Source organism: Streptomyces sp. NPDC048636 (genome assembly GCF_040650655.1).
In the GTDB taxonomy this organism is placed as follows: Bacteria; Actinomycetota; Actinomycetes; order Streptomycetales; family Streptomycetaceae; genus Streptomyces.
Genome location: NZ_JBEZHR010000001.1, coordinates 821,673 through 833,564, shown reverse-complemented (window position 1 = coordinate 833,564; position 11,892 = coordinate 821,673). Strand labels below are relative to the sequence as shown.

Here is an 11,892-nt window from a genome sequence, read left to right as displayed (position 1 = left end):
GCCAGCAGGGGAGGCCGGGGATGTCAGCCCGATCAGAGTGGTCGATCAGCGAACCAGAGAAGCTCACCTTCGACGGACCCGTCTCCGCCCTCAATGTCCGCGTCGTGGGCGGCACGGTCAATGTGGTCGGCACCGACAGCGGGCCCGCCCGGCTGGAGCTCTCCGCACTCGACGGACCGCCGCTGACGGTCGCCCTGGAGGACGGCGCCCTGACCGTCGCCTATGACGACCTCCCCTGGAAGGGCCTGCTGAAGTGGCTCGACCGCAAGGGGTGGAACCGCAGCGTCCATCTCACCCTCACCGTGCCCACCGCCACCGATGTCTCGATCGGTGTCATCGGCGCCTCCGCCGTCGCCTCCGGGATCGGCGGCCGCGCCGAACTGCGCGGGGTCTCCGGTGACTTCACCCTCGTCGGACTGACCGGCCCGGTGCGCGCCGACACCGTCTCCGGACGGGTCGAGGCCCAGGCCGTCACCGGCGATCTGCGCTTCAACTCCGTCTCCGGCGACCTCACCGTCGTCGAGGGCTCGGGCCCCGGCGTACGGGCCGAATCGGTCAGCGGAAACGTGGTCCTGGACCTCGCCCCCGTGTCCGAGAGCGCGCGGATCAGCCTCAACACCGTCTCCGGCGAGATCGCGATCCGGCTGCCGCACCCGGCCGACGCCAAGGTCGACGCCGAGGTCGACGCCAACACCGCGAGCGGCTCCGTCTCCTGTGCCTTCGAGGATCTGCGGGTCACCGGACAGTGGGGCGCCAAGCGGATCAACGGCACCCTCGGCACGGGCAGCGGCCGCCTCCAGGCCACCACCGTCTCGGGCGCCATCGCACTGCTGCGCCGTCCGCGGTCCGAGGACGACACCTACGGATCCCAGGGAAAGGTCCTCTGATGCCCCCCGTATTCGCCCACGGCAGGCTGCGCCTGTACCTGCTGAAGCTGCTCGACGAGGCGCCGCGCCACGGCTACGAGGTCATCCGGCTGCTGGAGGAGCGGTTCCAGGGGCTGTACGCCCCCTCCGCCGGGACCGTCTATCCGCGGCTGGCCAAGCTGGAGGCCGAGGGCCTGGTCACCCACACCAGCGAGGGCGGCCGCAAGGTCTACTCCATCACCGACGCCGGACGGGCCGAACTGGCCAGCCGCAGCGGTGAACTGGCCGATCTGGAGCTGGAGATCCGGGAGTCGGTCGCCGAACTCGCCGCCGAGATCCGGGAGGACGTCCGCGGCTCCGCCAGCGATCTGCGGCGCGAGATGCGGGAGGCGGCCAAAGCGGCCCGCACCTCCGGTGACTCCGGCGGCGGCAGGGCCGGGCGCGGTCCATGGGACGGCGGGTGGAGCGACAAGGAGACCTGGCAGCAGGCGAAGGAGGAGATGCGGCGCGCCAAGGAGGAGTGGAAGGAGCAGGCTCGCCGGGCGAAGGAGGAGAGCAAACGGGCCCGGCAGGACGCGCAGCGCGCCCGCCAGCAGGCGCGGGACGCACAGGAGTTCGCGCATGAGGAGGTCCAGCGGATGGCCCGGCGCGTACAGGAGCGGACCCAGGAGCACGTCCGGGCGGGTGACTGGCAGCGCGCGGTACGCGAGGGTCTTGCCGAGGTCTCGCGCGGGATGAGCCGCATCTCCCGGCAGGACCGCCCGGGGCGGGAGACGGACGGCACCGGTGACGGCGCCGGTGCCGGGATCACGGTGGAACGGGCGGACGTCCCGGCCCCGGACGGGACCGCGAAGGGTGGCCCGGCGAAGGGTGAGCCCGCGCGGGACGACGCCGGAACGGACAACACGGCGACCGGTGCGGCGGAGGCGACCGAGGCGGATCAGCCCGCCTGGGCCCGGGACTTCACCCTCTCCGGCGACCCGGCCCGCGATCTGGACCGGCTGCTCGACCGGTTCCGTGACGACGTCCGTGACACCGCCCGGGACCACGGGGTGACACCGGACCAACTGGCCGACGCCCAGCGCCGTCTGGCGGCCACGGCGACACGGATCACCGGCCTCCTGCGGGACGGCGCGGCGCGGCAGGACGGCTGACCGCTCCCGGCGCCGGTGTCGGGCGGGGCGTTCACCCCGGTGCGTGCGCCGCCGTTCGGCACGCGGCCCCGCCTTCGCGGACCGGCCGCGCGGTCCGGTGCGGGCGCCGCCGTTCGGCACGCGGCCGGACAGCCCCGCCAACGCGGACCAGCCGCACGGCCCGGCGCGGGCACCGCCATTCAGCACGCGGCCCCGCCATCGCGGACCGACCGCGCGGCCAGGTGCGGGCGCCGCCGTTCGGCACGCGGTCGGACGGCCCCGCCATCGCGGACCAGCCGCGCGCCCCGGTGCGGGACGGCGCGGCGCGGCGGGACGGCTGACAGGTCCAGTGCCGGGCGGGGCGTTCACCCCGGGTACGCGCCCCGGTGCGGGCACCGCCGTTCAGCACGCGGCCGGACAGCCCCGCCAACGCGGACCAGCCGCGCGCCCCGGTGCGGGCACCGCGTCACGGCGTACGGCCGTAGCGAGGCGTGCGACGCGGCCGTCCTCGCCGACGGACGCCCGGGCGGCCCCGCCTCGCGGGCCCATGGCGCGGGCCCAGGCCGTGGGCACGCGCCCACGCCCGAACCACCCGCGGCTTCGCCCCTGAGATCGTGCGGCGGCAGTAGCCTCGCCCCATGCGACTGGAGATCGCCGAGGCGCGGCGGCGCTTCGCCCGCGCCCGGGTGCTGCGGCTGGCCACCGCCGACGTGGACGGCCGACCGCATCTCGTGCCCGCCACCTTCGCGCTGGACGCGGACACCGTGGTGATGGCCGTGGACCACAAGCCCAAGCGCCACCAGGAGCTGCGGCGGCTGCGCGACATCCGCGCCAATCCGGCGGTGTCGCTGCTGGTGGACCAGTACGACGAGGACTGGCGGCGGCTGTGGTGGGTACGGGGAGACGGCCGGGCCCGGATCCTCCCCGACGCGTCCGCCGACGGCCATGCGTCAGCGGTGGCGCGGCTGGTGGCCAAGTATCCGCAGTACGCCGGTCAGCCGCCGCGGGGGCCGGTGACCGAGGTCGAGGTGAGCCACTGGACGGGCTGGGCGTACACCGAGGTCCCCGCCGCGGAGGGGTAGGACCGGACGGTTCAGACCGTCAGTACGACCTTGCCGAACAGATCGCCGCCCGCCATCTTCTCGAACCCTTCCGGTGCCCGGTCCAGCGGCAGCACCGAGTCGATCACCGGCCGCACCCCGTGCGCCGCGCAGAAGCTGAGCAGATCCTCCAGCTCGTCCTTGCTGCCCATGGTGGAGCCGACGACCTTCAGCTCGAGGAAGAAGATCCGGTTGAGCTCGGCGGCCTTGGGGTTGGGGCCGCTGGTGGCGCCCGAGATGACCAGGGTGCCGCCGGGCTTGAGCGACTTGACCGAATGCGACCAGGTCGCGGCGCCCACCGTCTCCATCACCGCGTCCACCCGGTGCGGCAGCCGCTCCCCCGGCTCGAACGCCGCCTCGGCGCCCAGCTCGACGGCGCGCTTGCGCTTGGCCTCGTCCCGGCTGGTCGCGAAGACCCGCAGCCCCGCCGCGGCGCCCAGCACGATCGCCGCGGTGGCCACCCCGCCGCCCGCGCCCTGCACCAGCACGCTGTCACCGGGGCGCACCCCCGCGTTGGTGAAGAGCATGCGGTACGCGGTGAGCCAGGCCGTCGGCAGACAGGCCGCCTCCTCGAAGGAGAGCTCCTTCGGCTTGGGCAGCAGGTTCCAGGTGGGCACGGTGACCTGCTCCGCGAAGGTGCCCTGGTAGCGCTCGGTGAGGATGGAGCGGGGTTCGCGCGGGCCGACGCCGTGGCCGCTCTGGCCGATGACCGAGTGGAGGACGACCTCGTTGCCGTCCTCGTCGATCCCGGCCGCGTCACAGCCGAGGATCATCGGAAGCGACTCCTCACCGAGTCCGACACCGCGCAGCGACCACAGGTCGTGGTGGTTGAGGGAGGCGGCCTTGACGCGAACGGTGCTCCAGCCGGGCCGTACCTCCGGCTCGGGGCGCTCGCCCAGTTCAAGACCGCTCAGCGGCTGGTCACGGTCGATACGTGCGGCGTAGGCAGCGAACATGATCCTGACCATAGGACGCGGTGGGGAGGCGGCGGAACCACACCGGGGTGTGACACGCACCGCGCCCCCCGGGGCGGTCACCGAACGGGCCGGACCGCTCCCCCGGGTGGGAGAGCGACCCGGCCCGTCAGCCGGCCGATGGCGCGTCAGCGTCCGTCAGCGGCGCGCCACACCCTCGGCGCGCGCGGCCGCCGCGACGGCCGCGGTCACGGCCGGGGCGACCCGCTCGTCGAACGGCGAGGGGATGACCTTGTCCGCGCTCAGCTCGTCGGCGACCACGGCGGCCAGCGCCTCGGCGGCGGCGAGCTTCATGCCCTCGGTGATCCGGGAGGCCCGGACCTGAAGGGCCCCGGCGAAGATGCCGGGGAAGGCGAGCACATTGTTGATCTGGTTGGGGAAGTCGCTGCGGCCGGTGGCGACCACCGCCGCGTACCGGTGCGCGACATCCGGGTGGATCTCCGGGTTGGGGTTGGCCATCGCGAAGATGAAGGCGCCGGACGCCATGGTGGCCACCGCCTCCGGCGCCACCGTGCCGCCGCTGACGCCGATGAAGACGTCCGCTCCGGCCAGGGCGGTCTCCAGCGAACCGGTCAGCCCGCCCTTGTTGGTGAAACCGGCCAGCTCTCGCTTGACGTCGGTGAGGTCCTCGCGGTCCGCGGAGACGATGCCCTTGCGGTCGCAGACCGCCACATCGCCGATGCCCGCCTCGACGAGGATCCGGGCGATGGCGACTCCGGCGGCGCCCGCCCCGGAGATGACGGCGCGCAGCTGTCCGAGGGAGCGGTCGGTCAGCTTGGCCGCGTTGCGCAGCGCCGCGAGGGTGACGACGGCCGTGCCGTGCTGGTCGTCGTGGAAGATCGGGATGTCGACGCGCTCCTGGAGCTTGCGCTCGATCTCGAAGCAGCGGGGAGCCGAGATGTCTTCCAGGTTGACGCCGCCGAAGGAGGGCGCGAGCCGGGCCACGGTCTCGACGATCTCGTCGACCTCCCGGCAGTCGAGGGCGATGGGCACCGCGTCGACTCCGCCGAACTGCTTGAAGAGGATCGCCTTCCCCTCCATCACCGGCAAGGACGCCTCCGGACCGATGTCCCCGAGTCCGAGCACCGCGCTGCCGTCCGTGACCACGGCGACCACCTGGGACTTCCAGGTGTAGTCGTGGACGAGTTCCGGCTGCTCGGCGATCGCGCTGCACACCTTGGCGACGCCCGGGGTGTACGCGAGGGACAGATCGTCCCGGTCGCGCACGGGCACGGTCGCCTGGACGGCCATCTTGCCGCCCCGGTGGAGTGCGAAGGCCGGATCGAACGGCTCTCCGTCGGTCACGTCGTCGGCTCCTTCGCCGTTGCTGCTGTCGCTGCGAGGATGGGCAATCTCCGCTGCCACTTTTGACCCCTTTGTCGTTTTCTGTCGAGGGTAGCCGCCCCAGGTTGGGAGCGGGCGGGCACCGCGTCCGGGCCCCCATGGAGCAGATAGCCGTGCCCTGGGGGGAAATACGGACGCCGGGCGTGTCGCACACACGCCCTGAGCCCCGGGTGAGGGGTGTAACGATCTGTTCTACCGGATGCGCGCTCCGAGAGACGAGCGACTTCTGTCACGGTGCCATTCAGAAAGACCGCAATACCATTGAAAGCGATCGAATCCGACATGAATGTACATGTCACCGTCGCTCGGCAGGCGCCGTGTGGTCATGACCCGTTCCACTTCCCCGGCCGCCGCTGTCCGGCCCCGGTGTTCCATCCGCGCACCACGGGGATCGCCCGTTATCCGATTTTGACATGGATAGCCGCCCGATCGAGCCGGTCCAGATGGCAAGATGCCCCAATCACACGAGGTCGCGACACTCAAAAGCGTGTTCCCGACAACTCGGACACCCCTCACCCTGCGGGAGGAACCAGCATGACCGCCAGCTTCACGCGCCGTCGAGCCACCTTGAAGTCCCGGATGGCCACAGCCGGCGCGGTAGCGGTCGTGGGCGCCCTGCTGCTGACGGGCTGTGGCGACCAGACGAACAAGGCCACGAGCGGCTCCGGCAACTCGAGCAAGGCCCCTCTCTTCAGCGCGCTGCCGAAGGAGATCCAGGACTCCGGCGTGATCCAGGTCGGCTCGGACATCAACTACCCGCCGGTCGAGTTCAAGAAGGGCGGACAGGTGATGGGCATCGACCCGGACATCGCCGACGCCCTCGGCAAGGCCCTGGGTGTGAAGTTCGAGTTCAACAACTCCACCTTCGACGCCCTGCTCGCCGGTCTGCGCTCCAAGCGCTATGACATCGCGATGTCGGCCATGACCGACAACAAGGGTCGCCAGGAGGGCGTCGACCCGGACACCGGCAAGAAGGCGGGCAAGGGCGTCGACTTCGTCGACTACTTCACCGCGGGCGTCTCGATCTACACCAAGAAGGGCGAGACCCAGGGGATCAAGACCTGGGACGACCTGTGCGGGAAGAAGATCGTCGTCCAGCGCGGCACCGTCTCGCACGACCTCGGCAAGGCCCAGTCCAAGAAGTGCGAGAAGGACGGCAAGGGCAAGATCAAGATCGAGGCGTTCGCCAACGACACCGAGGCCCAGACCCGGCTGCGCGGCGGCGGCGCCGACGCCGCGGCCAGCGACTTCCCCGTGGCCGCCTACGCCGTGAAGACCTCGGGCGGCGGCAAGGACTTCGAGCTCACGGGTGAGCAGGTGGAAGCCGCGCCGTACGGCATCGCCGTCAACAAGGACAACACCGAGCTGCGCGACGCCCTCAAGCAGGCATTCGCCTTCATCATCGCCACCGGCGAGTACGACAAGATCATCGCGAAGTGGGGCGTCAAGGACGGCGCCGTCACCAAGGCCGTCGTCAACGGCGGCAAGTGACCCGGCCCCTCCTCCCTCGCGCTCGCGCTGAAAGGCACAATTCGTGACAACTAAGATCGACAAGGCGGGCCCGGTCGACTCCCCGCCTCCCGCCCCGGAGAACATCAAGGCCATCCCGGTGCGGCACTACGGCCGCTGGGTCTCCGCGGTCGTCGCCATCGCCCTGCTGGTGACGCTCGTCCTCGCCTTCGCCCGTGGCGACGTCAACTGGGCCGCCATCCCGGACTACTTCTTCGACAGCGAGGTGCTGCGGGGTGTCCGCAACACCGTCTGGATCACCATCCTGTCGATGGCGCTCGGTGTGGTCCTCGGCATCATCCTCGCGGTGATGCGGCTGTCGAAGAACCCGGTGACGTCCTCCCTCGCATGGGGCTACATCTGGTTCTTCCGCGGTACCCCGGTCTATGTCCAGCTGCTGGTCTGGTTCAACCTGGGGCTGGTCTTCCACTACATCAACCTCGGTCCGATCTACAAGGACGAGTGGTCGGACTTCATGACCCCGTTCCTGGCCGCCCTGCTGGGTCTCGGCCTGAACGAGGCCGCGTACATGGCCGAGATCTGCCGGGCCGGTCTCCAGTCGGTCGACGAGGGGCAGAGCGAGGCCTCCCAGGCGCTGGGCATGAGCCACGCCAAGACACTGCGCCGGGTGGTCCTGCCGCAGGCCATGCGGGTGATCGTGCCGCCGACGGGCAATGAGTTCATCAATATGCTCAAGACCACCTCACTGGTGATCGCGGTGCAGTACTGGGATCTGTTGCAGGCCGCCACCAACGTCGGCCAGAGCACCGGCGCCACCGCCGAGATGCTCTTCCTGGCCGCCGCCTGGTACCTGATCCTCACCTCGGTGCTGAGCGTGGGCCAGTACTACCTGGAGCGCTACTACGCCCGTGGGTCGAGCCGCTCCCTCCCCATGACCCCGCTCCAGCGGATCCGGGTCAACCTTCTGTCCGGCTCCAATCGCCAGGGAGGCGCAGGCGCATGACCGCCATGGTGAAGGCCGAGGGCGTACACAAGTCCTTCGGCGCGGTCCAGGTCCTCAAGGGGATCGACCTCGAGGTCGCCCCGCGTGAGGTGTTCTGCCTCATCGGCCCGTCCGGCTCCGGGAAGTCCACCTTCCTGCGCTGCATCAACCACCTGGAGAAGATCAACTCCGGGCGGCTGTACGTGGACGGCAGCCTGGTCGGCTACCGGCAGAAGGGCGACAAGCTCTACGAGCTCAAGGACCGCGAGGTCGCCGAGAAGCGGCGGGACATCGGCATGGTGTTCCAGCGCTTCAACCTCTTCCCGCATATGACCGCGCTGGAGAACATCATCGAGGCGCCGGTCCAGGTGAAGAAGGAGACCAAGGCGGTCGCGCGGGAGCGCGCGCTGAAGCTGCTGGACCGGGTGGGGCTGGCCGACAAGGCGGGCAACTACCCCGCCCAGCTCTCCGGCGGTCAGCAGCAGCGCGTCGCCATCGCCCGCGCGCTGGCGATGGAGCCCAAGCTGATGCTCTTCGACGAGCCCACCTCGGCGCTCGACCCGGAGCTGGTCGGGGACGTTCTCGACGTCATGCGCGGGCTCGCGGAGGACGGTATGACGATGATCGTCGTCACCCATGAGATGGGCTTCGCCCGTGAGGTCGGCGACTCGGTCGTCTTCATGGACGACGGCGTCGTCGTGGAGTCCGGAAATCCGCGTGAGGTGCTGACCAACCCGCAGCACGAGCGCACCAAGTCGTTCCTGTCGAAGGTGCTCTGAACCGGAACGAGCGCGACGCCATGAGGGCGGTACGGCCGATGGCAGGCCGTACCGCCCTCGCGCGTCCGCGCACCGCCCCGGGGCGCTGCCGCTTATCGCAGCCCGAGCACCATCGCGTCCGAGACCGAGCACCACACCGGACGGGCCTCCGCGAACCCCGCGTCACGCAGCGCCCGCGCATGCCAGGCGGCGGACTGCACCTCACCGTCGGCATGGTCGCCGTCGGCCGGATTGCCGAAGATCCTGAACCGCTCGGCGACCGGCCCGGCCAGCGCCGAGTCCCGCGCGGCGCTCTCCCACCAGTCCACCCAGTCCTGGGTCCCGGCCTCCCTGGCGCGCGCCTGCCGGGCCTTCTGGAACGCATGGTCCGCGGCGTTGATCCGGGGCGTCTCCGGGTCCGGCATATGGTCGGCGTTGAGGAACGCTCCGCCGTCCCGCAGCACCTCCGCGACCTGGCGGTACAGCGCGCTCAGCTCCTCCGAGCGCAGCCAGTGCAGCGCGGTGGCGGTGAGCACGGCGTCGTACTCGCGGTGCGGGAGCCGCCGCGTCCACTCCGGGTCACGCAGATCCGCGCGCACGAACGTCACCCGGCTCTCCGCGGTGAAGTGGCCGCGCGCGATGGTCAGCAGCGCCGGGTCCAGGTCCACCCCGGTGCTGGTCGCCTTCGGGAACCGGCGCAGGGCCCGGTCCGAGATACTGCCGGTGCCGCACGCGAGGTCGAGGATCCTCGGCTCCGGGCCGACGAGCGCCTCGACCGCGTCGAGCATCGCCCGGAACCGCTCCTCACGATCAGGGAGGTACCACTCCTGCTGCCGGTCCCAGCTCCGCTGCCACGCCTGCCAGTCCGCTACGGCGGCGGTGTCCGTCATCGTGCCACTCCCTCTTCCGGTCCGTAATACCCTGGATCGCAAAGCGACCATTACCGACCGCCCGACCCTAAATCACCCCCGTAAGGACCACAAGTGGAACTGGCTTATTACTCGAATCTCGCGGTGCGTCTGGTGAACAGCGAGGAGCCCGTCCGCGGTAACGACGCCCTCACCTCGGTGGACGCCGTGCGCGCCCTCTTCGGTGAGAGCAAACAGGCGGCCCGCCGCGCCACCGACGCCGATGTCACCCGGCTCAGGTCGGTCCGGGCACGGCTGCGCGCGGTGTTCGAGGCGGCCTCCGAGGGGGACGAGGTACGGGCCGTGGACCTGCTCAACGCGCTGCTGATCGAGTTCCCGGTGAGCCCGCAGATCTCCGGGCACGAGACCCGCGACGAGGACGGCGGCCCCGACTGGCATATGCATATCGCGGACTACGCGGCCAACGCGGGCGCCGGATTCGCCGCCACGGCCTCGATGGGGCTCGCCTTCCACCTCACCGAACTGGGCGCCGACCGGCTCGGCATCTGCGAGGCGGCACCCTGTCGCAACGCGTATCTCGACACATCGACAAATCGATCCCGGCGCTACTGTTCCGACCGCTGTGCCACCCGCGCCAACGTCGCCGCCTACCGCGCCCGCAAGCGCCTCGACGCCGAGCGCACGGCCGCCGCCGACCGAAGCCCGCGCCCCCCTCGCGAGGACCGCGACCGCACCGGCCGCACCGCGGACACCGCCCAGGACACCAGCCCCGCGAGGGAGCGCTGACCCCCGGGCCCCGCCCCGGGCCGCGGCCGCAGCCGCAGCCAGGCCCGCGCCAGCACCAGCTCGTCCGGCACCACACCGAACTCCCGGCTGTCGTTCTCCACGTGCGGATTGTCGCCCCGCACCCACCAGCCGCCCTCGCGCCGCTCCACCGCGCGCTTGACGATCAGCAGGTCCTGGCGGAACGGATGCCGCAGGACCACCACGTCCCCCGGCCGCACCGGCGCCCCGTACCGGATCACCAGCTGGTCACCGGGGTACAGCGTCGGCTGCATCGACGGGTTGTACACCTCGGCCAGCCCGATCCGCAGCAGTCCATGCTGATCGCGATCGCGCTCCTGCTCGCGATCGTGCAGCTCCTCCCGCATCACGGCACCTCCGGTTCGTCACCCACCATCACCATCCCAGGCATCCCCGGACCGCCACCGGACTTTTGACCTAAGCCCCCCGGGGCGCCCGAGAAAAGCCTTCCCACACGGAGTAATGTCGCACCTGAGAAGACGATCACGAATGGAAGGACAGCTCTATGCTCTCCCGCCTGTTCGCATCCAAGGTTCAGGTCAGCGCCCACTGCGACCTGCCGTGCGGCGTGTACGACCCGGCCCAGGCCCGTATCGAGGCGGAGTCCGTCAAGGCCGTACAGGAGAAGTACCAGGCCAACGAGGACCCCCACTTCCGCGCTCGCGCCACCGTCATCAAGGAGGAGCGCGCGGAGCTGGCCAAGCACCATGTCTCGGTGCTGTGGAGCGACTACTTCAAGCCCCCGCACTTCGAGAAGTACCCGGAGCTGCACCAGCTGGTGAACGACACCCTCAAGGCGCTGAGCGCCGCCAAGGGCTCGACCGACCCGGCCACGGGCCAGAAGGCGCTGGACTACATCGCCCAGATCGACAAGATCTTCTGGGCGACCAAGAAGGGCTGATCCGCCCCTCATCAGCAGTGTCCGACCGCACCCGGACCGCCCCTGTGGCGGCCCGGGTGCGGTCGTTCTCACACCCGGCGGCCGGTCCCCGCCGTTCGGGGTCAGAAGCTCCAGCGCGTCTGGCCGTAGGTGCCCTTGCGGAAGCCGAACGCCGTGGTGGGGGCGACCTCGTAGACCAGGGCACGGCCGGCGTCGTGGTGGAAGGCGCCGTCCCGCACCTCGAACCTCCACTCCTCGCCGTACTTCGTCACATACGCCCCGGCCACCCGTCGCAGCACGGCGTCGTCGTGGACCGCGGCGGCCTCGCCCTCGACCACCAGGTCCAGCCCCTCGTGGAGGGCGTTGGCGCCGGTGGTGAGGGTGCACCGGGCGTTGTGCACGAGGTTCTTGGCCTTCTGTTCCTCGGGGCCGGTGCAGAAGTAGAGGGCGCCGTCGAGCCAGACGGAGAGCAGCGGGGTGACATGGGGGCGGCCGTCCCGGCGGACGGTCGACAGCCAGTACAGCTCGGCGGCGGCCAGCCGGTCGCGCCCCTCGGACCAGGGGGTGGCTGTCGCCTCGGGGCTGCTGAAGCGGGTGTCCAGGGCGGTCCGCGGCTCGTTCTCCGTCATGTGCTCGCTCCTCGTTGGATGCCGTGGCGGCAGGGCGGTCCGGTCGGCGCTCCCGTCGCTCCTCTCTTCTGGGGACCGGCCGG

Annotated in this window: 12 protein-coding genes and 1 pseudogene; 8 read left to right on the top strand and 5 right to left on the bottom strand. The window is 70.9% G+C overall.

Annotated elements, in window-relative coordinates; translation table 11 throughout:
• Nucleotides 1–20: 20 nt before the first annotated feature.
• The 3 genes from AB0C66_RS03880 (at nt 21) to AB0C66_RS03870 (ending at nt 3,081) form a co-directional block, all read left to right on the top strand.
• Complete coding sequence (locus AB0C66_RS03880; RefSeq protein ID WP_362432408.1) at nt 21–887, top strand: DUF4097 family beta strand repeat-containing protein; 867 nt, start codon at nt 21–23, stop codon at nt 885–887.
• Nucleotides 887–2,020 carry a helix-turn-helix transcriptional regulator gene (locus AB0C66_RS03875; RefSeq protein ID WP_362432406.1) on the top strand — a complete coding sequence of 378 codons (1,134 nt, stop codon included), beginning with the start codon at nt 887–889 and terminating at the stop codon, nt 2,018–2,020. Before AB0C66_RS03880 ends, AB0C66_RS03875 begins: the two co-directional genes overlap by 1 nt.
• Before the next feature lie 617 nt (nt 2,021–2,637).
• Nucleotides 2,638–3,081, top strand: a complete 444-nt coding sequence (locus tag AB0C66_RS03870) for a TIGR03668 family PPOX class F420-dependent oxidoreductase (protein WP_362432404.1) — start codon at nt 2,638–2,640, stop codon at nt 3,079–3,081.
• 11 nt (nt 3,082–3,092) lie between these two features.
• Here the strand turns inward: AB0C66_RS03870 and AB0C66_RS03865 are convergent, their stop codons facing one another.
• Together AB0C66_RS03865 and AB0C66_RS03860 are read right to left on the bottom strand one after the other, a co-directional pair.
• Nucleotides 3,093–4,055, bottom strand: coding sequence for a zinc-binding dehydrogenase (locus tag AB0C66_RS03865; protein ID WP_362432401.1), 963 nt, complete (start codon nt 4,053–4,055; stop codon nt 3,093–3,095).
• Between the two features lie 156 nt (nt 4,056–4,211).
• Nucleotides 4,212–5,438, bottom strand: coding sequence for an NADP-dependent malic enzyme (locus AB0C66_RS03860; RefSeq protein WP_362432399.1), 1,227 nt, complete (start codon nt 5,436–5,438; stop codon nt 4,212–4,214).
• Between the two features lie 513 nt (nt 5,439–5,951).
• Here AB0C66_RS03860 and AB0C66_RS03855 point away from each other — a divergent pair.
• The 3 genes from AB0C66_RS03855 to AB0C66_RS03845 are packed head-to-tail and all read left to right on the top strand — an operon-like array spanning nt 5,952 to nt 8,648.
• The gene (locus AB0C66_RS03855) at nt 5,952–6,908 is read left to right on the top strand and encodes an ABC transporter substrate-binding protein (RefSeq protein ID WP_362432397.1); all 957 of its coding nucleotides are present in this window, start codon (nt 5,952–5,954) and stop codon (nt 6,906–6,908) included.
• A gap of 43 nt (nt 6,909–6,951) precedes the next feature.
• Nucleotides 6,952–7,890, top strand: coding sequence for an amino acid ABC transporter permease (locus AB0C66_RS03850; protein WP_362432395.1), 939 nt, complete (start codon nt 6,952–6,954; stop codon nt 7,888–7,890).
• The gene (locus tag AB0C66_RS03845; protein WP_362432393.1) at nt 7,887–8,648 is read left to right on the top strand and encodes an amino acid ABC transporter ATP-binding protein; all 762 of its coding nucleotides are present in this window, start codon (nt 7,887–7,889) and stop codon (nt 8,646–8,648) included. Before AB0C66_RS03850 ends, AB0C66_RS03845 begins: the two co-directional genes overlap by 4 nt.
• 92 nt (nt 8,649–8,740) lie before the next feature.
• On the opposite strand, the gene AB0C66_RS03840 is transcribed toward AB0C66_RS03845, so the two are convergent.
• Nucleotides 8,741–9,517, bottom strand: a complete 777-nt coding sequence (locus AB0C66_RS03840) for a class I SAM-dependent methyltransferase (protein WP_362432390.1) — start codon at nt 9,515–9,517, stop codon at nt 8,741–8,743.
• 93 nt (nt 9,518–9,610) lie between these two features.
• Between AB0C66_RS03840 and AB0C66_RS03835 the strand changes: the two genes are divergently transcribed.
• Nucleotides 9,611–10,282 carry a CGNR zinc finger domain-containing protein gene (locus AB0C66_RS03835; RefSeq protein WP_362432388.1) on the top strand — a complete coding sequence of 224 codons (672 nt, stop codon included), beginning with the start codon at nt 9,611–9,613 and terminating at the stop codon, nt 10,280–10,282.
• Here AB0C66_RS03835 and sodX read toward each other — a convergent pair.
• Nucleotides 10,225–10,647: pseudogene (sodX, locus tag AB0C66_RS03830) on the bottom strand (nickel-type superoxide dismutase maturation protease); the annotation flags it as partial. The gene AB0C66_RS03835 and the pseudogene sodX sit on opposite strands and share 58 nt — an antisense overlap.
• A gap of 158 nt (nt 10,648–10,805) precedes the next feature.
• On the opposite strand from sodX, the gene sodN reads away from it, so the two are divergent.
• Nucleotides 10,806–11,201 (top strand): superoxide dismutase, Ni, encoded by a 396-nt coding sequence (gene sodN / locus AB0C66_RS03825; protein ID WP_362432386.1) that lies wholly within the window; start codon nt 10,806–10,808, stop codon nt 11,199–11,201.
• Between the two features lie 101 nt (nt 11,202–11,302).
• Here sodN and AB0C66_RS03820 read toward each other — a convergent pair whose 3' ends face one another.
• Complete coding sequence (locus tag AB0C66_RS03820; RefSeq protein WP_362432384.1) at nt 11,303–11,809, bottom strand: pyridoxamine 5'-phosphate oxidase family protein; 507 nt, start codon at nt 11,807–11,809, stop codon at nt 11,303–11,305.
• Nucleotides 11,810–11,892: the final 83 nt, after the last annotated feature.

Excerpts from the sequence above, each read along its gene's own strand:
- AB0C66_RS03820 (WP_362432384.1), bottom strand. The coding sequence starts at position 11,809 with ATGACGGAGAACGAGCCGCGGACCGCCCTGGACACCCGCTTCAGCAGC.
- AB0C66_RS03875 (WP_362432406.1), top strand. The coding sequence starts at position 887 with ATGCCCCCCGTATTCGCCCACGGCAGGCTGCGCCTGTACCTGCTGAAG.
- AB0C66_RS03870 (WP_362432404.1), top strand. The coding sequence starts at position 2,638 with ATGCGACTGGAGATCGCCGAGGCGCGGCGGCGCTTCGCCCGCGCCCGG.
- AB0C66_RS03855 (WP_362432397.1), top strand. The coding sequence starts at position 5,952 with ATGACCGCCAGCTTCACGCGCCGTCGAGCCACCTTGAAGTCCCGGATG.
- AB0C66_RS03865 (WP_362432401.1), bottom strand. The coding sequence starts at position 4,055 with ATGTTCGCTGCCTACGCCGCACGTATCGACCGTGACCAGCCGCTGAGC.
- sodN (WP_362432386.1), top strand. The coding sequence starts at position 10,806 with ATGCTCTCCCGCCTGTTCGCATCCAAGGTTCAGGTCAGCGCCCACTGC.
- AB0C66_RS03880 (WP_362432408.1), top strand. The coding sequence starts at position 21 with ATGTCAGCCCGATCAGAGTGGTCGATCAGCGAACCAGAGAAGCTCACC.
- AB0C66_RS03845 (WP_362432393.1), top strand. The coding sequence starts at position 7,887 with ATGACCGCCATGGTGAAGGCCGAGGGCGTACACAAGTCCTTCGGCGCG.
- AB0C66_RS03840 (WP_362432390.1), bottom strand. The coding sequence starts at position 9,517 with ATGACGGACACCGCCGCCGTAGCGGACTGGCAGGCGTGGCAGCGGAGC.